This is a genomic window from Dehalobacter sp. (assembly GCF_030063005.1).
Lineage (GTDB): Bacteria > Bacillota > Desulfitobacteriia > Desulfitobacteriales > Syntrophobotulaceae > Dehalobacter > Dehalobacter restrictus.
Genome location: NZ_JAPDHR010000015.1, coordinates 170171 through 191700 on the forward strand (window position 1 = coordinate 170171; position 21530 = coordinate 191700).

Consider the following 21530-nt stretch of genomic DNA (forward strand, 5'->3'; position numbering starts at 1 on the left):
ACCTACTTTCCAATACAGAATCGGGAAAAAATATTATTAAGCAACTCTTCCTGAACCTGATGCCCCGTAATCAAAGAGATTTCTTCGAGGGCTGAACGGACATCGATCGATACCAGATCAAATGGGACATTCGCATAGACAGCTTCAAGGGCTTTTTCCAGAGAGTGAATGCAATTTTCCAGAGCTTGAATTTGACGAATATTCGATAATAACGGATCAATTGTGACGGATATCTCTCCTTCAAAAACCCTGCTTAGGATTTCCTTTTCTAGTTCAGCAAAGCCAATCCTGTTTTTTACAGAAAACGCCAGCGCAAAAACTTCAGGAGAAAGAAAGGTATCCTTAAATTCATAAGAAGACAAAAGATCAATTTTATTAATCAAAACAATAGTTTTATTGGCGTATTCCTCAAGAATTGTTTTTTCTTCGTTCGTGAGCCTCCCAGAACGAATCTCGGAGGCATCGAGCAAGAGCAGAATGACATCTGCCATACTAAGCGCTTTCCAGGCTCTCTCAATGCCAATCATTTCGACTGGATCATCACTTTCTCGGATTCCGGCAGTATCGGTAAGGTGAAGCAGTACTTCACCAATCTTGATATATTCATGAATCTCATCCCGGGTTGTTCCTGGAATATCCGTGACAATCGCTCTTTCTTCGTGCAAAAGTGCATTCAGCAGACTGGATTTTCCAACATTCGGCCTACCAGCAATTACCGTGGAAAGACCTTCCCTGATAATTTTACCGGTCTTACTTCCTTTGAAAATTTCTAAAGAATTTTCTTTAGCATTTAATATTTTTTCAGACAGTTCTTTCAGTGCCAAATCATCAATTTCATCTTCCGGAAAATCAATGGTTGCTTCAATATAGGACAGGATATCCAAAATATCCTGTCTGACTTCATTAATTCTGGAGGACAATCTCCCTCCGAGCTGAAGCAAAGCCAAGTCCGCAGATAGCTCTGTCCTAGAGGAAATCAAGTCAATTAACGCTTCGGCCTGAACAAGATCCATTTTCCCATTCAAAAAAGCCCTTTTGCTGAATTCACCGGGTTCTGCCAAGCGCGCTCCCTGCCGAAGACAGGCTTCAATGATCCTTCTTGCGGGTATTAATCCGCCATGACAATTTATTTCATAAACATCCTCACCCGTAAAAGAATGAGGCCCTTTCATCCTGCTGATCAGGACTTGATCAAGCTGCATCGCACCATCATAAAAGTTCCCTAAATGAAGCGTAAATGTTGTGTCGGACAGCCATTTGTCTTGATGGACGGGACAAAAACAAACATCCAATATTTTTTGGGCTTGCTTTCCGCTTAAACGGATAACATGAATGGCCCCTTCTCCGGCCGGTGTAGCCAAGCCGACAATCGTATCATCCATTTTTCTCAACTCCAGAAATAGTAAAACTTAGCGTTCTATCTGAAAATAATAAACCTTTCTGACAGAAAAGTAAAAGGGGTTGCCCCCTTCTACATAATTATGCCTTTTCTATATGATTCCGTTTTAAAGCAAGGACAACTCTTCGGTGAGGCTCTTCCCCTTCACTAAAAGTCGTTACTTTCAATTCATTTTGCAGGGCCGTATGAATAATCCGCCGTTCTTGAGGACTCATCGGTTCTAAAACAATTCTATTGCCGCTTTTCTTAACCTTTTCAGCCAGTCTTTTAGCAAGAACAATCAGCGTTTCTTCCCGGCGCTTCCGATAACCCTCAACATCAATCACGATTCTCGTCTTATTAGACAATTTTTTTGCGACGGCTAAATTTGTCAGAAACTGTATGGATTCCAAAGTATCCCCTCTGCGGCCAATCAGTATGCCAAGGTCTAAACCGGTAATATTTATTTTGACCTGTTCATCACGATTAAATACTTCGAAGTTGGCATTGACGGACATTGCCTTGGTCAACCCTTTCAGAAATTCACAGGCCAGTGCTCCCGGATCATCCTCAAAATTGATTCTGACTCTAGCCATTTTACTGCCAAAAAGTCCAAGGAGTCCTTTTTTTCCCGGTTCTTCCAGCACTTGAACAGTAACCTGATCTCTGCTGACGCCAAGTTCGGCTAATCCCAATTCAATAGCCTCTTCAACCGTTTTTGCAGTTTTATCTGCAACCTTCATTCGTGTACCTCCTCAGTCAACAGAGGCTTCTTTTTTCTCTGCCGACAACTTCTTATTGATATAGACAGTTTGCAGGATCGACACAATGTTCATCGTTATAAGATAGAAACCTAAGCCAGAAGGAAGCGTAATTACGATATAAGCCATAAAGAACGGCATGACATACAACATCATTTTCTGAGTCTGTTCGGCAGTAGCCTCAGCTGTATCTTTTTTCGCACCAGGCTGATTCTTGTTGGGGCTTGTTGCCATCGAGACCTTTGTCATTAAGAAAGACGTCACCCCAGCGAGAATCGGTAAGATTAAATGATAGGACAATTGAAAGCCGTATGCCACAGTAATATTGAAACCTAAAAACCAGACACTGGCATCATTGCCGTAAGGGAAATTTGCCAACGTTCTATAAAATATCCACAAAATAGGAAGCTGTACCAAAATCGGCAAGCACCCCGAATAAGGATTCACCTTTTCTTCACTATACAGTTCCATGATCTTCTGATTCATCTTCTGCTTGTCATTGGCATACTTTTTCTGCAGCACTTTCATTTTTGGCTGCAAATCCGTCATTTTGCGCATGGACTGCATCTGTTTCCAGGTCAACGGGTAAAGAACAATCTTAATGATGATGGTAAAGATGATAATTGCCATACCCCAATATGGCAATCCGATCATGGACGAGAGATCAAACAGCCACTTTAAGATCGCGGCCATTCCCTGATAAACGATATCCACAAGAACCCTCCTTAAACTGGGTCATATCCGCCGGGATGAAAAGGGTGGCATTTGGTAATTCGTATGAGCGATTTACCAATCCCTTTGATGATCCCGTACTTTTTAACTGATTGAATCGCATAATCCGAACATGTAGGATAAAATCTGCAGGTTCGTCCTTTCAGAGGTGAGACAAATCGTTGATAGAAAACGATGATGGAAACAAAAACAGTTTCCATGATTTTACGCATTCTTTCCATCATAAATTCCCGCTTTTCTCCAAATATATAGTACAGATTTTTCAACTTCCTGCAAGGTTGCTTTGTTGATTGCCGCACGGGCAATCAAAATCATTTCACAGTCCATCTTCAATCCGTCTATATTCAAACGAACAGCTTCGCGCATAAGCCTCTTCGCCCGGTTGCGCTTCACTGCATTGCCAACTTTTTTAGAAGCAATAAATCCAAATTTTTTATTATGTCCTCGAAAGATGTATATGACAACTTGTCTTGAGGCATAACTTTTTCCATTGGTAAAGATACTTTGAAAATCGGTCTTTTTTTTCAACCTGTAAGACTTCAGCAGCATATGGCCCTCCTTGCTTTGCTAAAGGGCGTTCAGTACAAAAAAGGCCACAAACCTGCGGCCCTATACTGCTAACTTCTTACGACCTTTCAAACGACGACGTCTTAAAACGTTTCTACCGCCAGTACTTTTCATCCGTTCTAAGAATCCATGAACTCTTTTATGGCGACGGGATTTAGGCTGATATGTTCTTTTCAAAGCAAACACCCCCTTATAATTCCAAGAATAAAAACTCAGCTGGCGCCAAGCTATTAGCGGCAACCTTAGCTGCACTTAGATCTATCGAAAAGATGTTAGAGCATTTCTGATAGAACTAACAAAAACGAAAGACAGACTACAGAAAATTATACTCCAATTATTTTTATTATGTCAAGAAAATAACTGGTTAATAACTAGGTGAATATAATATGAAGAAGTTCCGGATTGTTTGTGAAGTTTCCTGGATACTCTGAATTAACTGTTGATAACGAAATGAAAAGTTGTTATGATAAATGTACATGTTCGCTCATATTTTGATGATTGGATGTGTATAATTTTTTCTTCTTTATCCGGGGTGTTATCCACAAATAACCTGATATTTGTGAATAATTTTTTTTTACTGATGACTTTGCACTATCAATAAGGGGGTTCTCTATGTCTCCTAATATTATATATTTAAACGCTTTCTGGGAAAATATCCTTGAGAAACTGAAAGATGAATTATCTAAGCCCAGTTTTGAAACTTGGCTGTCTTCAACGAAGCTGGTTGATTTCTCCAACAATCGGCTGACCATCAGTGTTTCCAATGAGTTTGCAAAAGACTGGCTGGAAAGCAGGTATTCCTCGCTCGTTAAATCCACTGTTCAAAATTACCTGAATGCACCGGTTACTCTAAACTTTATCGCAGAGCAAGATCCTTCCGATATTCCTCCAATAGAAACCCCTGGTGTTAATTTTGGCGTTTTGTCTCATTCCCTGAACCCAAAGTATACGTTTGATACTTTTGTAATCGGCAACGGGAATCGTTTTGCCCATGCCGCAGCACTTGCAGTTGCGGAATCTCCTGCTAAATCCTATAACCCTTTATTTGTCTACGGCGGCAGCGGGCTTGGCAAAACGCATCTAATGCATGCGATCAGTCACGTGATCAGCAAGAATTTTCCTTCGATGAAAATTCTCTATGTCACCGGCGAACAGTTCACGAATGAAATGATTGATTCTATCCGTTATGAAAGACAGGTCGAATTCCGGAACACTTACCGGAAAATTGACATCTTATTAATTGACGATATTCAGTTCCTGGCAGGCAAAGAAGGCACCCAGGAAGAATTCTTTCATACGTTTAACACTCTTTATGAGGCCAACAAACAAATCATTATTTCTTCAGACCGTCCCCCGAGAGAAATACCAACACTTGAGGAAAGACTTCGTTCGCGATTTGAATGGGGTTTAACAACTGATATTAATCCGCCTGACTACGAAACAAGAATTGCTATTTTACGCAAAAAAGCTGAGCTGGAAAATTTTATTGTACCTGATGAAATTATTATTTTTATTGCTTCCGAGATTCAATCCAATATCCGGGAGCTGGAAGGTGCCTTAAGTAAAATAACAGCTTACTGCATGCTCACTAACCAACCGATAACCGTTACCCTGGCAGAAGAGATATTGAAGGATATGATCCCACAGAAAAATCAAAAATTGATTTCTCTTGATATGATTCAAAAAAGTGTTGCTGAACATTATAAGATGTCCATTCAGGAATTCAAACAGAAGAAAAGAACAAGAACCATTGCTTTTCCCAGACAAATTGCGATGTTCCTATGCCGCGAGATGACGGATCTTTCTTTGGAACAGATCGGTGACAAATTCGGAGGCCGGGATCATACGACAGTCATTCATGCCTGTGAAAAGATCAGCGAACTGAAAAAAAATGATCCGCTGGTTGAAAAGAGCATCAATGACATTATCAGTAAAATTAAATCAAGTTAGAGTCTGATGAACCTTTATTTTATTTACTTAAACACACCGTAAATTAATAATTGTGGATATCTTTCCATCATTTCCACATGATATCAATACATTTATCCAATCAGACAGAAACCATATTTGGCTTTATATATCCTTTTATCCACAATTATTACCGCTATACTACTACGGTTACTACTAAATTAATATCTTATTATGAATAGTGAATAAATATGGTATAATTTTGAAATAGAGTCAGAATACATAGGAGGTATCCGATGAAAGTCTTATGCAAAAAGGAAGATTTGATTTTAGGAATAAACACTGTACAAAGAGCCGTGTCCTCCAAAAATACGCTTCCTATACTTCAAGGAGTCAGACTGAGAGCAGAAAACCAAAATCTCTGGTTTGAAGCCACTGATCTAGAAATTGGTATTCGATGCCAAGTCCCAGTCAATGTTCAGGAAGAAGGACAAGTCGTTTTACCGGCTAGGCTTTTTTCGGAAATTGCCAGGAAGCTTCCGGATACCGAAATTAGAATTGAAAGTACTGACAATAATATTAATATCTTTTACGATTCCTCTGATTTTGCGGTGAACGGATATGATCCTGAAGAGTATCCTGAGATTTCCGATATTACTTCCAATGAAAGCATTGAACTTCCGGCTTTACTTTTTAAAAGTATGATTCGTAAGACCATATTCGCTTGTTCAGTCGAAGAAACCAGACCTGTTTTTACCGGCGTGCTACTTCAGGTGAATAAAGAAAATATAACACTTGTCGGAACAGATACGCACCGACTGGCACTCAGCAATGAAGTTTTGCAGGGAAATCAAAAAGAGTTCAACGGGATTATTCCAGCCAAGACGCTGCATGAGATTTATAGGCTAATGGAAGATGATGACAGTATTTTAATCAGTTTTAACAATTCCAGAATTATTTTTAAATTTAGCCAGGTTCAAATTGTCACCCGTCTGATTGAAGGACAGTTTCCAAGCTACAAACAGGTTATTCCAGCAACATGCAACACGAAACTTTTGATATATACTCGAAAATTGATGGATGCAGTAGAAAGAGCCTCTCTTTTATCCAAAGACAATTACTTGAAGACCAATACGGTCCGTTTTAATATTGAGAATTCCCATATTAACATCAATCATTTTTCGGAAATGGGTAAAGTATTTGAACAGCTCGAAGTTGAACAGAATGGAGAGGACGTTGCAATTTCTTTTAATGCCAAGTATATCATCGACCTGCTTAAAGTTGTAGACACCGAAAACGTGGTTATGGAAGTTTCTGGACCATCTAGTCCCTGTATCTTCAGGCCCGAAAGTAATGATAAATATTTATGTTTAGTTCTGCCGCTAAGAAATTAGCATGATGATTCGTTTTTAAACATGTATATTAAAGAATTATATTTGGTTAATTTCAGAAATTATCAAGAACAAAAGATTGACTTCCAGCCGGGAATCAACCTGCTAATGGGTTCCAACGGTCAGGGAAAAACGAACATCCTTGAAGGAATCGGGTATCTTATTAGCGGTAAATCGGCCCACTGTAAGTCAGAAAATGATTTAATACGCTGGGGGGAGAAAAATTTTTATCTCTCAGGTTCTTTTCTAGTTTCAGAAAGGCTCTTCATGCTGGAGGGTTATTACGAGACCGGAAAAAAAGTCATGAAGATTAACCAATTGGCTTGTAAACGTCTTTCAGATTACGTTGGTACAGTCAATGGGGTTTCTTTTTATCCGGATGATTTAAATATTGTTAAAAAAGGACCCAACGAAAGAAGGCGTTTTATTGATCTGCTGATTGCCCAGATTAGACCTACGCATTTTGCCCTGCTAAATGCTTATTTAAGGGCTGTTCACCAGAAAAATATTCTTTTGAAAAACGAAAGGAATATTAATCTGTTAAGAATTCAGCTCCAGGCATGGAATGAGCAAATTTGTGAGATCGGTTCCAAGATTATCATTAATCGATCTGAATTTACAGATAAACTGAATACCCACTGCAGAAAGATATTTCAAAGCATTTTTTCGGATGAGGACCATCTCGATATCGTTTATCAAGCCTTAGGAAAAAAGGATTTAGAGCAGGCTTTACAAAGCTTTCCGGAGATACTTGAGAAAAAAATGATACAGGAAATTGAGAGAAAAGCTGTATTGTTCGGACCCCACCGCGACGAAATAATTATTTATCTTAATGGAAATGATACAAGAATATTTGCATCTCAAGGTCAGCAGCGTTCTCTGGTGCTCAGTCTAAAGCTGGCTGAAATGGAAATCATCCGGAATGAAAAAGATGAATATCCGATTTTACTGCTGGATGATGTTCTTTCCGAATTGGATGAATATCGGAGGGACTATTTGATTGAGTATATTAATACCCTGCAAAAACAGACAATCATCACCATGACTGGTGCAGATGACAGGATTACGAATCAGAACGCAGTGGTATATCAGGTATCTAATGGAAATATAAGGAGGAAATAGTTGATGTTTCTGCACATCGGTAATAATATTATGGTGAGAAAAGACAAAGTCATTCTGATCCTTGATTTGGATACAGCAGGAAGCAACCAGATTTCCCGCAGTTTGTTGAATAAAATGATGAAAAAGGGAAACGTACAGAATATTACTGAAAAAGGAAAAGAAAAGTCCTTTGTGATGACGGATTCGGAATATTATCTGTCTCCGATTTCTTCGTCAACGTTAATGAAAAGATCACAAAGCGGAAGTATTCTTTAGTGTATTAGCAAGTGTAAGCACTTTTTGATACATCTAGACTTCTAGGACTTCTGCCAAAGGATTGGCGCCAGCCAAGTTTTCTTTAAGGAAGACGATTCGTTGTTTTATTGACCTCCGGAAGCTGGGAGGTCTTCATATTTGAATGAAAGCAGATTTTATAGTATAATATTAAGGTTAAAGGATAAATTTGGGAGGGAACAGCTTTGCAAAATGAATCGGAATTAGCAAATCAAATAAATCCCGGATCTGATTATAATGCCGGCCAGATAGAAGTACTCGAAGGATTAGAAGCTGTTCGGAAACGCCCCGGTATGTACATCGGTTCCACCAGCAGCCGTGGTTTGCACCATCTGGTTTATGAGATCGTTGACAATAGCATCGATGAGGCTATGGCTGGTTACTGCGATGAAATAGAAGTTATTATTCATCAGGGAGAGAGTATTACTGTTCAAGATAATGGCCGCGGCATACCGGTTGATATGCATGCAAAGATGCAAAAGCCGGCAGTGGAAGTTGCCTTGACAGTATTGCATGCCGGCGGAAAATTTAATAACGAGGCTTATAAGGTTTCTGGTGGCCTGCACGGGGTCGGCATGAGCGTTGTTAATGCGCTTTCCGTTAATTTGCGTGTCGAGATCAAAAAAGATGGGAAAAAGTACAGCCAGGAATATTCCCGCGGCAAAACACTGACGGAACTTAAGGAAATAGGTACGTACCAAGGAAGATCCGGGACAATGATTACTTTCCAGCCTGATCCGGAAATCTTTGAAGATATCGTTTATGACTATGAAGTTCTGGCGCATCGTTTGAAGGAGCTTTCATTTCTGAATAAAAATGTCATGATTACTCTGATTGACGAGCGGAGCGAGGCCAAAGATGTCTATAATCACAATAATGGGCTGATTGATTTTGTAGAATATTTAAATAAAAATAAAGATCCGATTCATCAGAAAGCGATTGTATTTGAGACGGAGAAAGATAATACAAAGGTTGAGATCGCCCTTCAGTATAACGAAAGTTATACCGAAACCTTATTTTCGTATGCTAATAATATCAATACCACAGAAGGCGGGACGCACGAAGCGGGATTTAAAGCGGCCCTGACCAGAGTTGTTAATGACTACGCGCGTAAAAACAATATTTTAAAAGGCAATGAGAATAACTTAAGCGGTGAGGATGTCAGAGAAGGCCTTACAGCCATTATTTCGGTTAAGATCATGGAACCTCAGTTTGAAGGACAGACAAAGACCAAGCTGGGTAACAGTGAAGTTAGATCCATTGTCGACAGCGTGGTTGGCGAAGGTTTAACGACCTTTTTTGAAGAAAATCCAGCCGTTGCCAAGAAGATTGTTGAAAAAGGCTTGCAGGCTACCCGGGCAAGGCTTGCCGCCCGTAAGGCCAGAGATCTTACCCGCAGAAAAAGTGCATTGGAAAGTACTTCTTTGCCGGGTAAACTGGCCGACTGCACCTGGAAAGATCCAAGGTACTGTGAAATGTACATTGTCGAAGGAGACAGCGCCGGCGGCTCAGCCAAACAAGGCAGGAATCAGAAATTTCAAGCGATTCTGCCGTTGCGCGGTAAAATTTTAAACGTCGAAAAAGCCCGATTGGACAGGATTCTGGGAAATATGGAAATAAGAGCAATGATCACAGCGCTTGGAACCGGCATATCTGAAGATTTTGATATTGAAAAAGCCCGCTATCATAAAGTTGTGATTATGACAGATGCCGATGTCGATGGCGCACATATCCGGATTCTCTTGTTGACATTTTTCTACAGGTTTATGAAACCGCTGATTGAAAATCATTATGTTTATATTGCGCAGCCACCGCTTTTTAAGATTAAAAACGGTAAACAAATTCAATATGCTTATAGTGATAAAGAATTGAGTAAGGTTATGGAAACTGTCGGCAGAGAAAAGACAGAAATCCAACGCTATAAAGGTCTTGGTGAAATGAATCCCGAACAGCTTTGGGAGACAACCATGGATCCTGAATCGCGGACCATGTTCCAGGTCGAAATGGAAGATGCCATGAAAGCGGATGAATTGTTCACGATGCTGATGGGCGATAAAGTGGAGCCCCGTAAGGAATTTATTCAAAAACATGCCAGGGATGTACGAAATCTGGATATTTAAAGGAGCGTTGAACCATGTCCATGGAACTTTTTAGCGGCAAGGTTTTGCCCATTGAAATTTCCGATGAATTAAAAAAATCATTTATAGATTATTCCATGAGCGTTATTGTCAGCCGAGCCTTGCCGGATGTACGCGACGGACTGAAACCGGTTCATCGCAGAATTCTTTATGCGATGAATGAATTAGGGATGACGCCGAATAAAGGGTATAGTAAATCGGCCAGACTGGTCGGGGATTGCATGGGGAAATATCACCCACATGGAGATTCATCGATCTATGATGCGTCTGTCAGGATGGCGCAGAATTTTTCCAGTCGTTATCCTTTAATTGACGGACATGGCAACTTTGGTTCCATCGATGGCGATTCAGCGGCTGCCATGCGTTATACAGAGATGAAGATGGCTTCGCTGGCTACGTATATGCTGGCTGATATTGATAAGGATACCGTCAACTTTAGTCCGAACTATGATGAAAGAGAAAAAGAGCCGGACGTTTTGCCGGCGAAATTTCCGAATTTATTGGTTAACGGTTCTTCCGGGATTGCTGTCGGGATGGCCACGAATATACCGCCGCACAATCTGGGAGAAGTCATCGATGGCGTCGTATATTTGATGGACAGTGAGGATAACGAAGATGGAGCACCTCGACCTGGAATCAGAGATCTGATGAAATTTATTAAAGGACCTGATTTTCCGACCGGTGCCCAAATCATGGGCACGGAAGGAATCATCAGCGCGTACACGACTGGCAGGGGATCAATCAAGGTCCGGGCGAAGGCCAATATCGAAAAAATCGAAAAAAACGGGAAAATGCAGATCGTTGTTACGGAAATTCCGTATGTGGTCAATAAGTCCCGGCTGATTGAAAAGATAGCTGAACTTGTTCAGGAAAAGAAAATCGAAGGTATTACCGATTTGCGCGATGAGACCACAATGAAAGGGATTCGTATTGTGATTGAACTGCGCAGGGATGTTACACCTCAGGTCATTCTGAATCAGTTGTATAAGCATACCCAGATGGAAGATAGTTTCGGGATCAATATGCTGGCGCTGGTTGACAATACCCCGAAAGTACTCAACCTGCAGGAAATTCTGGAATATTTTATCAAACACCAAAAGGAAGTTATTGTCCGGCGCAGCCGGTTTGAACTGAAGAAAGCAGAAGATGAGGCACATATTGTTGAAGGACTGCGCAAGGCGCTGGACTATATCGATGAAGTCATTGAGATCATTCGTTCTTCCAAGGATGATGACATTGCCAAAGCCAAACTGATCCTGCGCTTTGATTTCAGCGACAGACAGGCCCAGGCGATTATGGACATGCGCTTAAAGCGCCTGACTGGTTTGGAACGTGAAAAACTGGATGCCCAGTATCAAAGGCTGATGGATGAGATTGCTTACCTGACGGCAGTTTTGAATTCGGACAAAATGGTTCGTGGAATTATTAAAACTGAACTGAAGGAAATCAGGGATAAATTTGCGGACCCGAGACGTTCAGAAATTACCTTTGATGCGACGAAGATGGAAATTGAAGATCTGATCGCGGATGAGGACGTCGTAATTACGGTCACACACAGAGGGTATATCAAAAGACTGCCCTTAAACACCTATCACAGCCAGAGAAGAGGTGGACGTGGTGTCAACGGCATGTCTACCGGAGAAAATGATTTTGTGGAGAGCCTGTTTATTGCCTCTACACATCATCATATTCTTTTCTTCACTTCACGTGGCAAGGTTTACCGTCTGCGGGCGCATGAAATACCTGAGGCAAGCCGGACCGCTAAAGGGACTGCGATTGTGAACCTTTTGAGTCTTGCGCAGGATGAAAAAGTCACTGCGACGATTGCTGTCAAGGAGTTTAAAGACCAATTCAACCTGCTGACAGCAACGAAAAACGGGATTGTCAAAAAGACTTCGCTCCAGGATTACGACACAAAAAGAAGTGATGGCTTGATTGCGCTGACGCTGGATGAAAATGACGAACTGATCGGCGTGCGCCTCACGAAACAAGATGATGATGTCGTGATTGCAACCCGTCTGGGTTTGGCGATTCGTTTCTCTGAGGAAGATGTCAGAGCCATGGGACGGACAGCCCGCGGCGTAAGAGGAATCTCTCTCAGGAAAGATGACTATGTCATTGCCATGGATGTCGTGGATAAAACCGCTAGTGATTTGGAATTGCTGACCGTTACCGAGAATGGCTTTGCTAAACGAAGCGAACTCAGTGAATTCCGGATCCAGGGACGCGGTGGCAAAGGCATTATCGGGCACAGAGTCACTTCTAAGACTGGGCCTCTGGCCGCCGTCAAGGTCGTCACCGCCGATCAGGAACTGATGGTCATTACCGATGAAGGCATTGTGATCCGTCAGGAAGTCAGCGGCATCTCCGTCCAGGGGAGATCGGCCCAGGGAGTCACTGCCATGAGAACCGGTGAAAGCAAGGTCGTGGCCGTAGCTAAATTTGTAAGCAAAGAAGAAGAATAAACGATTAATAAAATGATGTTAGCAGGGAACAATAGGACGATTAACAGATCTATTAGGAGGAATCATTCATGGTTGAGGTAGCTTCATGGAAAGTAAAAACAGGCTTGGCGGAGATGTTAAAAGGCGGCGTCATTATGGATGTCACAACACCCGAGCAGGCAAAAATAGCGGAGGAAGCTGGGGCCTGTGCAGTTATGGCCCTGGAAAGAGTGCCCTCTGATATCCGGGCGGCAGGCGGTGTGGCAAGAATGGCCGATCCTACCATCGTTAAAAAAATCATGGAGGCTGTAACCATTCCGGTTATGGCTAAAGCAAGAATCGGACACTTTGTCGAAGCCCGGATCCTGGAAGCACTTGGCGCGGATTACATCGATGAGAGCGAAGTTCTGACTCCTGCCGACGACCTTTATCACATTGATAAGCATAATTTTAAAGTGCCATTTGTCTGCGGTGCGCGCAATCTCGGTGAAGCCCTGCGTCGGATTGGCGAGGGTGCTGCGATGATCCGCACCAAAGGTGAACCCGGAACAGGCAATGTGGTTGAGGCAGTGCGTCATATGCGGACGGTTATGGCCGATATCCGCCGTCTGACCACCATGCCGAAAGAGGAACTGATGACCGCAGCCAAGGAAATGGCTGCACCTTACGATTTAGTTCTATATGTTGCCGAACACGGCAAACTGCCGGTTGTAAATTTTGCCGCAGGCGGAATTGCAACACCGGCTGATGCAGCCCTCATGATGCAGCTGGGTTGCGACGGTATTTTTGTTGGCTCCGGCATATTTAAATCCTCTGAACCAGCCAAGAGAGCCAGAGCAATCGTTCTCGCAACTACTCATCACAATGATCCGGACATACTGGCCAAACTTTCCGAAGAAATCGGTGAAGCAATGCCTGGTCTGGAGATTTCCTCGATTGCTCCGGCGGAAAGAATGCAGGATCGGGGCTGGTGAGCATGAAAAAGAAGATTGGTGTCCTGGCTATCCAGGGCGCTTTTCGCGAGCACTGCAAATCTTTGGAAAAACTTGGAGTTGAAGCAGTTGAAGTCCGCAGTGTCGATGATTTAAAAGGAATCAGTGGGCTGATTATTCCCGGCGGGGAAAGCACAGCAATCGGTAAGCAGCTTGAAATTGACGGTTTTGGCGATAAAATTGTAGAAATGGCTGGTGAAGGTTTTCCCATTTTTGGGACGTGTGCCGGTATGATTCTGCTCAGTAAAAAAATTGACCGGAGTAACCAGTATTCTTTGGGGCTTCTGGATATCTCCGTCAAACGAAATGCTTTTGGCCGGCAGATTGCGAGTTTTGAAGCGGATATCCCGGTTAAGGGACTAAAAGGCGGAAATTTGCGAGCCGTATTCATCCGCGCGCCGTATGTGACGGAAGCAGGTCCGGAGCTTGATGTGCTGGCCGCATATGCCGGCAAGATTGTCTTGGTCCAGGATGATCATATTCTGGCCAGCGCGTTTCATCCCGAGCTTACCGACGATACCAGAATTCATGAATATTTCATTAACATCGTTGATCAGTATCGAAAATAGGAGGGGCCCGTTATGCTCGATCTAAAATTTGTGCGCAGCAATCCCGAGATTGTCAAAGAAGCGTTAGCGAAACGCTGTGCCGATATCAACCTGGATGATTTTTTGCGCCAAGAGGAAAAAAGACGGCAAATCTTATTTGAGGCGGAAAATCTGAAAGCGGAACGCAATAAGGTATCTGAAGAAGTTGCCCGGCGGAAGAAAAGCGGGCAGGATGCCGAGGAGCTGATCCTTCAAATGCGTGAGGTTGGTCAGAACATCAAAACGCTGGATGACAGTTTAAACGAGATCGAGCAAAAAATGCTGGAAGTACTCTATTTGATCCCGAATATTCCCGATGCATCTGTTCCGGTTGGTAAAGATGAAAATGATAACATCCAAGTCCGCAAATGGGGTGAACCCAGGAAGTTTGAATTTCAACCACTGGCCCACTATGAGCTGGGGGAAAACCTAGATATTTTAGATTTTGCCCGGGCCGGCAAAGTAACCGGGACTCGATTTACGTTCTACAAAGGGCTCGGAGCGCGCCTGGAAAGAGCCTTGATCAATTTTATGATGGACAGGCATGCTGCCAAAGGCTATACGGAGGTCTTTCCGCCGTTTATGGTCAACCGGCAGTCTATGATTTCCACCGGCCAGCTGCCCAAATTTGAAGAAGACGCTTTTAAAGTAGAAAAAACTGATTATTTCCTGATTCCTACAGCGGAAGTACCGGTCACCAATATTTACAGAGATGAGATCCTTGAAGCAGATATGCTTCCAATTAAATTTTGTGCCTACAGTGCGTGTTTCCGCGCCGAAGCCGGAGCGTCCGGGAGGGATACCCGCGGGCTGATCCGCCAGCATCAGTTTAATAAAGTCGAGCTTGTAAAATTCTCCTTTCCGGAGAACTCTTTCCAGGAGTTGGAGATGCTGACCGCGGATGCTGAAGCGATTTTGCAGGAACTGGAACTCTCTTACCGCGTTGTTGCCTTGTCCACCGGCGATCTTGGATTCAGCTCTGCTAAAACGTACGACATTGAAGTATGGCTGCCAAGCTTTAATCTGTACAGGGAAATATCTTCCTGCAGCAATTTTATTGATTTTCAGGCCAGAAGAGCGAATATTCGCTTTCGGCGCGGACCTAAGGAAAAACCGGAGTTTGTGCATACCTTGAACGGCAGCGGACTGGCCATCGGCAGGACCGTATCGGCCATTCTGGAGAACTACCAGGAAGAAGACGGCAGAATCAGGATTCCGAAAGTACTGGTTCCGTACATGGGCACGGAATTTATTGGTTAGATTAGAATAAAAGTTTTTTAGATTATGTTGAGAGCATTAATTCAATTAGATTATTATATTATTTGTTGCTTCATTATTTAAAATTGGCGCAAACAGCTTCTTGTTTAGTTATAAAGTTTATGTTATACTATCTTTCGTCTTACTGCTGGAGGGGTGTCCGAGCGGTTTAAGGAGCCGGTCTTGAAAACCGGTGACTCCGAAAGGGGCCGTGGGTTCGAATCCCACCCCCTCCGCCATGCAATCCATATGGCCTCGTAGCTCAGGTGGATAGAGCGGGGGTTTCCTAAACCCTGTCTTGCGGGGGTTCGAGTCCTCCCGGGGCCACCATTATATTGCAAAGGTTTTAAGGCCTTTTTTTTATTAGATTTGCCGTTGCAAACGTTTAGAAGTACTCGTACTATGTCAATCCTGAATCTGTATTTCCTGTCCAGCATATTTTGATTTTTCTGCGGACCTGGCAGGATGGTATTCGAGGCTGAGAGAAATGAAACATGAAGATTGGATGAGACTTGCGCTTGACCAAGCCCAAAAGGCGTATGACTGCAATGAGATTCCGGTTGGTGCGCTCGTTGTCGTGAATCAGCAGATTCTCTCTGTCGCCTTCAATGAAAAAGAGCAGAAACAAGACCCGACCGGACATGCCGAAATCCTTGCCATCCGGCGAGCAGCTGAAGTGATGGGTCACTGGCGGCTGACGGATGCGACGTTGTATGTCACCTTGGAACCCTGCCCGATGTGTGCCGGCGCGATTCTTCAAGCTAGGATCAAACACCTGATCTACGGAGCGACGGATGCCAAAGGCGGCGCTGTTGAGTCCGTGATGAATGTACTGAACAGAAACTGCTGGAATCACAAAGTTGAAGTCACGGCAGGCGTCTTGGAAGAAGAATGCTCAGTACTGTTAAAACAATATTTTCGGGAAAAACGTACCAAAGCCTAAAGCAAAACCCCATAAAGCATAAAAATATTATATTTATCATGGAGAAGTAGCGAAGTGGTCATAACGCGCCGCACTCGAAATGCGGTTGTCCGCAAGGGCACGTGGGTTCGAATCCCACCTTCTCCGCCACTGAAGATAAAGCTTCATCGCAAGATGAAGCTTATTTTAATAAAGAAGAAGGTGGGATTCGAACGGGCGGCCGCTCCGGCAGTACCATGGCCTGACGGCAAAGTAAATTAGTTATTAAATAGTTTGTCCCCATACTTAGCATATAACGAGTTGAACCAAAGCTTGTATTGCTCTCGCTTTTCTTGTTTATTTTTATACATCTCATTATCAGCATTCCTATAAATGTGGTCTAAGCTGTCATTATGAGCATCCCCTAATGCAGCACCAATGGAAAAACTCACAGGCAAATAAGAGCTTTCTTTGTTATGTTTTTCGAGTTCAAATTCGATTCTCTGACAGACCTCTTTTAATGAGCCAGGTGAGCAATTTGGTAAAACAATTGTAAATTCATCACCACCTACCCGGGCAGCAACGTCGTTTTCCCGGATAGAACGACGAAGTATTGAAGCAGTGGAAGTAATAAGCAAATCTCCGGCATGATGTCCCAAAGTATCGTTTACCACTTTAAGCCCGTCAACATCACATTCTATAATCGCTACTGGATTAGACCTGCCTGAACACAGTCTTAACAATTCTTCATTAAAGAATGCTCTGTTGTATAATCCTGTAAGATCATCGTGAAAACTGATAAATTTTAACCTGTCCTCAATTTGTTTTCTATATGTTAAATCCGTAAATATGATCACTGTACCTTTATATTTTTCACTTACGTCCAACATGCGGTGAAAGTTTATAACCAGATTCCTGGTTCCTAATTCGAGCATTTTCAAATTCTTTTCAATGGATACTTCAATATCATTTCCGTTGATAAAAGCAGTAAATTCTTCTGCAAGCCAAGGGAATACATGTACTAAATATATTTCATGTTTTTCATTGGAATAATAAGATGTCCCATCAATTCCCGCAGACTTGAGGAACTCTTTAGCTGCATTGTTCATGTTGTCAATCATATTATTACTATCCAAAATGATTGAAGGAGTTGGAATACTTTCAAATATTGTTAAATACTTATTTTTTTCATTCGTCATCATACGATTCGTATTTTGAAGACTTAACGTAAGTACTTCCTTCTTCTCGTTGATCCACTCACTGCTAAAAGCTAATTCTACACGATCAAAAAACCGATTAATAAACAATAAAAAGTAATCACAATCTATATTTTGTTTCCTATAGGTTTCTATTATCAGATCGAGATAGGATTGACGATAATATTTCATCAATCCTAAAAACATTTCCAGGGTAACTCCACGTTTGCGATGAAGCTGTGCCTCAAGTATCCCAAAAGAACCAATTGGATCATTTGCATAATCTTCATCCACATTTAATTCAGGTATAGATTCACAGGACTTGAGAACTGAGATTAAAGCTTCGGATAACCCGTTAATTGATGTACGCCAAGCTTCTTCCAGAGTAGAGGTATATTTTGTATAATTATGCATTTTTGCATATTCTAAGGTACGTCTAATTAAAAATGTTTGATTTGATTGGATCAACTCAACCGGTTCTTTCATCATATTCCCTCCTCTCCTTTAGAAAAATTAATTAAGTTTATTTAGAATCAATGATTCGACATTAAATGACATACTCCTTTCCATCGTATCAAACTATACATTTGGGATTATGCAGATCCATATTTCCTAATTTGATGGGACTTAATTCCTAAATATTAAGGAAGAAAAAGGAATTAAATTAATACTGTAGAATTATAGATTTTACATAGTTGATCTTATTTTTTACGTTATTTTTAGTTGAGAGTAAGTTACTCGTATGCAAACGGTGGTATGAAAGGAGAAAAGACCATGAAACCTCGTTTATCCAGAAATATTGCAATCGCGATATGTGCAGTCATTTTTTGTTTAGGCATAGTCACCTATGGTTATGCGCAAAATGCTTCCTGGCCCGGATTAAAAATAGGCGAGGATAAAACTCCTTATGTTGCTGTGGCAGTGAACGGGGAGATTTCTGGCGATAAAATTATCTTACATTGGGATCAGGTTGATCACCCCAAATTTTCCGGCTATAAAGTGGTGATTTCAAAGAGCAATCCGAATCCGAAGTATCCAGATGACGGGTATTTATACTACATTACTGAAAGGACCATGACCAGTGCGGTGATCAATAACAGTGAAGCCTATAAAAACGGAGACTTTGGCGAGAAACTTGTCCCTGGTGAAAAATACTATTTTAGCATCACGGTGCTTTATTCGGATAAGACCGTTCCGGGTGACAGCCTGCAACTGACGTATCCGATCGGTACGGCTGTCTCTTCACCGGAACCTGCCGAGGAAGCTATCGCAACGCCGGCCGAAACAACACAACCCACCAAGGAAACACCGGCTACAGAAACAAAACCTGCTGTCAAACCAGTTGTATCCTCCTCTTCCTCTTCAAAGGCGCCTCAGGTAACCGTTTCTACGGACAACAACCGGCTTATTGTCAAATGGAATCCGATTTACAGTGAAAGCTTCCAGGGCTATAAGGTCATTATTTCCAAAAATAATTCCAGGCCGGCCTATCCCAGCAGCGGTTATTTGACTTACATTACCAATCAAAGCACCAGCCAGTGGGTAATCGACAACAGCACAGCGTATCACGGCGGAGACTTTGGCAGTTATCTGACTCCCGGACAGGCATATTACGTTAGTGTGACGGCTTTATACAGCGATGGCAGGGTTGCCGGAAATGCCGTCCATGTCACGTATCCGGCCGATGGATACGATTCACTAGCTGAGAAGGAAGGTGTCCGACAGAGCCTAGATCCGATTGCCATATCGGCAACAGCCAGCGGCAGTAATTTGATTTTAAGCTGGACAGCTTCAGAAGCAGCAAATTTTGAAGGCTACAAAGTGGTCATTTCAAAGAGTAATCCTAACCCAAAATATCCAAATGACGGTTATCTGGAATGGATTACAGACCGGAACAGGACTTCGGTGACAATAAACGCCGACACTTATTATCAGGGTGATATCCAGGGTAATTTAGTTTCCGGTGAGTACTACTATTTCAGTATCAGCATCATTTACGACGGATGGATCATTGTTCCGGGACCCGCGCAATATGTCATGATCCCTTAGTTGAGGAAATCTTCAGTTTCGGCCCGTTTTTCATGGTGAAAAGCGGGCCTTTCTATTGGCTCGAAACATATAATGCAAAAAGTAAAAAGCTAAAAAAGTGCTTTTTTTTTTGAGCAAAATCATATATTATAAAGTAGGTAGTTATAAAAAATTTATACTTGTAGAATGGAAGGATGGGAGAGAATGTTGCCACTGCTGCTTGCACTGCTGCCGATAGCAGTCATTGTTGTTATGCTTATTGTGTTTAAAAAGCCAGCCCATACCAGCGGAATTGTGGGTTGGCTTGCTGTTTCTCTTGTGGCGTTTTTGTTTTTTCAGACGTCGGGAGAAGTCATTGTACGCTCGACGCTGGCCGGTCTGATTAAATCTTTTTCAGTATCACTGATCGTAGCCACATCGCTGCTGCAAATGGCCTATATGGAAAAGACAGGGGCCTTAAAACGAATTATTATATTTATTAAGACCTTAGCCAGTGAAAACAGAGCCGTTCAGATCATGATGATCAACATTGGATTTGGAACGCTGATGGTTGCCGTCGGGGCAACTCCTGTATCTCTTCTGCCGCCTATCTTGATTGCGATGGGATACTCTACGTATGTGGCCATAGCTTTACCGGCGATCGGATATGACTCCCTGTGTACGTATGCTTTACTCGGCGCCCCGATCGTGGTGTTTGTGGATATCGCGAACAGCTTTTTAGGAAAAGGCAATGAAATTACCCTTTCTCAAGCCGGAAGCATCTTCTTTATGTTTTTGCCGGTTGTATCTACCCTGATCGGCTTTTCGATGCTTTGGATTGTCGGAAAGTGGAAAGCCGTCAAAGAAGGGATCGTCCCGGTATTGGTTACGGGCATTACCATTTCGATTGTCGCTTATTTTACCAATCATTATGACAATCTGGTTGTCCTCACAGGAGTCTTAAGTGGTTTTGCAGTCATTCTTGTAATGATCCTGTACCTTAAGCTAACGGGTAAAAAAATTATTGATCGAAGCCGGCTGACGCCAGAAGAACTTGCCTATGAAAAAGAATATCCTTTGTGGAAAGCCATTATGCCCTGGCTGCTTTTGATCGTTCTGATTCTGGCACTTAACCTGCCGAAGGAATCTTTCGATTATTTATACCGGACACTGACGCTCAGCATTCCCGGCTTATCTGCAGACGGCAAGCCGATAGCAACCCGAGCTTTATGGAATGCCTACACCTGGATTCTGGTCAGCATCTTGATTTCGATCCCGATTATGCGCCCAAAAGCCGCCCAAATTAAAGATTCGATAAAAGTTTGGTGGCGAAGGGCACCAAAACCTGTTTTCTCAGCAGCGATCTTCTTTGCGATTGGTGAAGTCATGAATATGTCTGGATTTAATATGGCTTCCAATCTCAATGCCGCACTGCCGAAAACACTGTGCCCAAGTATGGTGAAAGTACTCGCAGACTATTCCGCGCAGGCTTTTCATGGAGCCTACGGAGCTATTGTAAGCTTTATTGGATTATTCGGAGGATTCATTACCGGAAGTGAAGCTTCGACGATTGCGATGTTTGCGAAATATACCATGTCAACAGCAACGAATCTTGACTGGGGACTTAAGGGTATTATCATCGTTACAGCCGGGTTAGCCTTTGGTGGAGGACTAGCCAGCGTAATTTCCCCGGCAAAACTCCAAAATGCGGCCGCATCTATTGATAAACTTGGTGAAGAAAACAAAGTGATGCGCGTTGCCTTTATTTTTGCGCTCATCATGTCAGCAGTGACTGCTGCTGTGGTGGTCGCCTTGCTTAAGTTCCTGGTGTAATCGGGAGATCATATCGTAAATAAGAGTCTATGCTAAAATATGA

19 protein-coding genes and 3 tRNA genes are annotated in these 21530 nt (G+C 42.5%); 15 read left to right on the forward strand and 7 right to left on the reverse strand.

Translation table 11 applies throughout. The annotated features are described in order from the left end of the window. Positions 1–2: 2 nt before the first annotated feature. The 6 genes from mnmE to rpmH form a co-directional block, all read right to left on the reverse strand. A complete protein-coding gene (gene mnmE / locus OKX56_RS05350; protein ID WP_019224904.1) occupies positions 3–1382 on the reverse strand; it encodes a tRNA uridine-5-carboxymethylaminomethyl(34) synthesis GTPase MnmE in 1380 nt (459 codons plus the stop codon). A 97-nt stretch (positions 1383–1479) separates the two neighbouring features. Beyond that, positions 1480–2121: an RNA-binding cell elongation regulator Jag/EloR gene (gene jag, locus OKX56_RS05355; RefSeq protein WP_019224903.1), complete on the reverse strand. Its 642-nt coding sequence runs from the start codon at positions 2119–2121 to the stop codon at positions 1480–1482. 12 nt (positions 2122–2133) lie between these two features. Then, on the reverse strand, positions 2134–2853 hold the full coding sequence (locus tag OKX56_RS05360; RefSeq protein ID WP_019224902.1) for a YidC/Oxa1 family membrane protein insertase: 720 nt from the start codon (positions 2851–2853) through the stop codon (positions 2134–2136). A gap of 11 nt (positions 2854–2864) precedes the next feature. Beyond that, entirely contained in the window at positions 2865–3092 is a 228-nt protein-coding gene (gene yidD / locus OKX56_RS05365; RefSeq protein WP_034361735.1) for a membrane protein insertion efficiency factor YidD, read from the reverse strand. Beyond that, a complete protein-coding gene (rnpA, locus tag OKX56_RS05370) occupies positions 3076–3420 on the reverse strand; it encodes a ribonuclease P protein component (protein ID WP_019224900.1) in 345 nt (114 codons plus the stop codon). Before rnpA ends, yidD begins: the two co-directional genes overlap by 17 nt. Before the next feature lie 60 nt (positions 3421–3480). Then, positions 3481–3615 carry a 50S ribosomal protein L34 gene (rpmH, locus tag OKX56_RS05375; protein ID WP_081580541.1) on the reverse strand — a complete coding sequence of 45 codons (135 nt, stop codon included), beginning with the start codon at positions 3613–3615 and terminating at the stop codon, positions 3481–3483. A 435-nt stretch (positions 3616–4050) separates the two neighbouring features. Between rpmH and dnaA the strand changes: the two genes are divergently transcribed. The 13 genes from dnaA to OKX56_RS05440 all read left to right on the forward strand — a co-directional run bounded on the left by dnaA (position 4051) and on the right by OKX56_RS05440 (position 16622). Beyond that, the gene (dnaA, locus tag OKX56_RS05380; protein ID WP_019224899.1) at positions 4051–5388 is read left to right on the forward strand and encodes a chromosomal replication initiator protein DnaA; all 1338 of its coding nucleotides are present in this window, start codon (positions 4051–4053) and stop codon (positions 5386–5388) included. A 254-nt stretch (positions 5389–5642) separates the two neighbouring features. Further along, entirely contained in the window at positions 5643–6740 is a 1098-nt protein-coding gene (gene dnaN, locus OKX56_RS05385; RefSeq protein ID WP_019224898.1) for a DNA polymerase III subunit beta, read from the forward strand. A gap of 21 nt (positions 6741–6761) precedes the next feature. Continuing rightward, positions 6762–7859 (forward strand): DNA replication/repair protein RecF, encoded by a 1098-nt coding sequence (gene recF / locus OKX56_RS05390; RefSeq protein ID WP_019224897.1) that lies wholly within the window; start codon positions 6762–6764, stop codon positions 7857–7859. A gap of 3 nt (positions 7860–7862) precedes the next feature. Beyond that, positions 7863–8114: an extracellular matrix regulator RemB gene (gene remB / locus OKX56_RS05395; protein WP_019224896.1), complete on the forward strand. Its 252-nt coding sequence runs from the start codon at positions 7863–7865 to the stop codon at positions 8112–8114. A gap of 203 nt (positions 8115–8317) precedes the next feature. After that, positions 8318–10252 (forward strand): DNA topoisomerase (ATP-hydrolyzing) subunit B, encoded by a 1935-nt coding sequence (gene gyrB, locus OKX56_RS05400; protein ID WP_019224895.1) that lies wholly within the window; start codon positions 8318–8320, stop codon positions 10250–10252. A gap of 14 nt (positions 10253–10266) precedes the next feature. Next, on the forward strand, positions 10267–12735 hold the full coding sequence (gene gyrA, locus OKX56_RS05405; protein WP_019224894.1) for a DNA gyrase subunit A: 2469 nt from the start codon (positions 10267–10269) through the stop codon (positions 12733–12735). A gap of 68 nt (positions 12736–12803) precedes the next feature. Further along, entirely contained in the window at positions 12804–13688 is an 885-nt protein-coding gene (gene pdxS, locus OKX56_RS05410) for a pyridoxal 5'-phosphate synthase lyase subunit PdxS (protein WP_019224893.1), read from the forward strand. After that, positions 13685–14275 carry a pyridoxal 5'-phosphate synthase glutaminase subunit PdxT gene (gene pdxT, locus OKX56_RS05415; RefSeq protein ID WP_019224892.1) on the forward strand — a complete coding sequence of 197 codons (591 nt, stop codon included), beginning with the start codon at positions 13685–13687 and terminating at the stop codon, positions 14273–14275. Before pdxS ends, pdxT begins: the two co-directional genes overlap by 4 nt. 12 nt (positions 14276–14287) lie before the next feature. Next, entirely contained in the window at positions 14288–15553 is a 1266-nt protein-coding gene (gene serS, locus OKX56_RS05420; protein ID WP_019224891.1) for a serine--tRNA ligase, read from the forward strand. Between the two features lie 147 nt (positions 15554–15700). Further along, positions 15701–15789, forward strand: a tRNA-Ser gene (locus OKX56_RS05425). A gap of 12 nt (positions 15790–15801) precedes the next feature. After that, positions 15802–15880: transfer RNA gene (locus OKX56_RS05430), tRNA-Arg, on the forward strand. Between the two features lie 157 nt (positions 15881–16037). Then, positions 16038–16493, forward strand: a complete 456-nt coding sequence (gene tadA / locus OKX56_RS05435; protein ID WP_019224890.1) for a tRNA adenosine(34) deaminase TadA — start codon at positions 16038–16040, stop codon at positions 16491–16493. 40 nt (positions 16494–16533) lie between these two features. Further along, a tRNA-Ser gene (locus OKX56_RS05440) sits at positions 16534–16622 on the forward strand. 107 nt (positions 16623–16729) lie between these two features. On the opposite strand, the gene OKX56_RS05445 is transcribed toward OKX56_RS05440, so the two are convergent. Further along, positions 16730–18136: a sensor domain-containing diguanylate cyclase gene (locus OKX56_RS05445; RefSeq protein WP_287895792.1), complete on the reverse strand. Its 1407-nt coding sequence runs from the start codon at positions 18134–18136 to the stop codon at positions 16730–16732. A 285-nt stretch (positions 18137–18421) separates the two neighbouring features. Between OKX56_RS05445 and OKX56_RS05450 the strand changes: the two genes are divergently transcribed. Then, complete coding sequence (locus OKX56_RS05450) at positions 18422–19696, forward strand: hypothetical protein (protein WP_019224888.1); 1275 nt, start codon at positions 18422–18424, stop codon at positions 19694–19696. Positions 19697–19879: 183 nt separating this feature from the next. After that, positions 19880–21487 (forward strand): L-lactate permease, encoded by a 1608-nt coding sequence (locus OKX56_RS05455; RefSeq protein WP_019224887.1) that lies wholly within the window; start codon positions 19880–19882, stop codon positions 21485–21487. Positions 21488–21530: the final 43 nt, after the last annotated feature.

Coding starts and splice junctions, on each gene's coding strand:
- mnmE (WP_019224904.1), bottom strand. CDS start 1,382: ATGGATGATACGATTGTCGGCTTGGCTACACCGGCCGGAGAAGGGGCC.
- jag (WP_019224903.1), bottom strand. CDS start 2,121: ATGAAGGTTGCAGATAAAACTGCAAAAACGGTTGAAGAGGCTATTGAA.
- yidD (WP_034361735.1), bottom strand. CDS start 3,092: ATGGAAAGAATGCGTAAAATCATGGAAACTGTTTTTGTTTCCATCATC.
- rnpA (WP_019224900.1), bottom strand. CDS start 3,420: ATGCTGCTGAAGTCTTACAGGTTGAAAAAAAAGACCGATTTTCAAAGT.
- dnaA (WP_019224899.1), top strand. CDS start 4,051: ATGTCTCCTAATATTATATATTTAAACGCTTTCTGGGAAAATATCCTT.
- dnaN (WP_019224898.1), top strand. CDS start 5,643: ATGAAAGTCTTATGCAAAAAGGAAGATTTGATTTTAGGAATAAACACT.
- recF (WP_019224897.1), top strand. CDS start 6,762: ATGTATATTAAAGAATTATATTTGGTTAATTTCAGAAATTATCAAGAA.
- remB (WP_019224896.1), top strand. CDS start 7,863: ATGTTTCTGCACATCGGTAATAATATTATGGTGAGAAAAGACAAAGTC.
- gyrA (WP_019224894.1), top strand. CDS start 10,267: ATGTCCATGGAACTTTTTAGCGGCAAGGTTTTGCCCATTGAAATTTCC.
- pdxS (WP_019224893.1), top strand. CDS start 12,804: ATGGTTGAGGTAGCTTCATGGAAAGTAAAAACAGGCTTGGCGGAGATG.
- serS (WP_019224891.1), top strand. CDS start 14,288: ATGCTCGATCTAAAATTTGTGCGCAGCAATCCCGAGATTGTCAAAGAA.
- tadA (WP_019224890.1), top strand. CDS start 16,038: ATGAAACATGAAGATTGGATGAGACTTGCGCTTGACCAAGCCCAAAAG.
- OKX56_RS05445 (WP_287895792.1), bottom strand. CDS start 18,136: ATGATGAAAGAACCGGTTGAGTTGATCCAATCAAATCAAACATTTTTA.
- OKX56_RS05450 (WP_019224888.1), top strand. CDS start 18,422: ATGAAACCTCGTTTATCCAGAAATATTGCAATCGCGATATGTGCAGTC.
- OKX56_RS05455 (WP_019224887.1), top strand. CDS start 19,880: ATGTTGCCACTGCTGCTTGCACTGCTGCCGATAGCAGTCATTGTTGTT.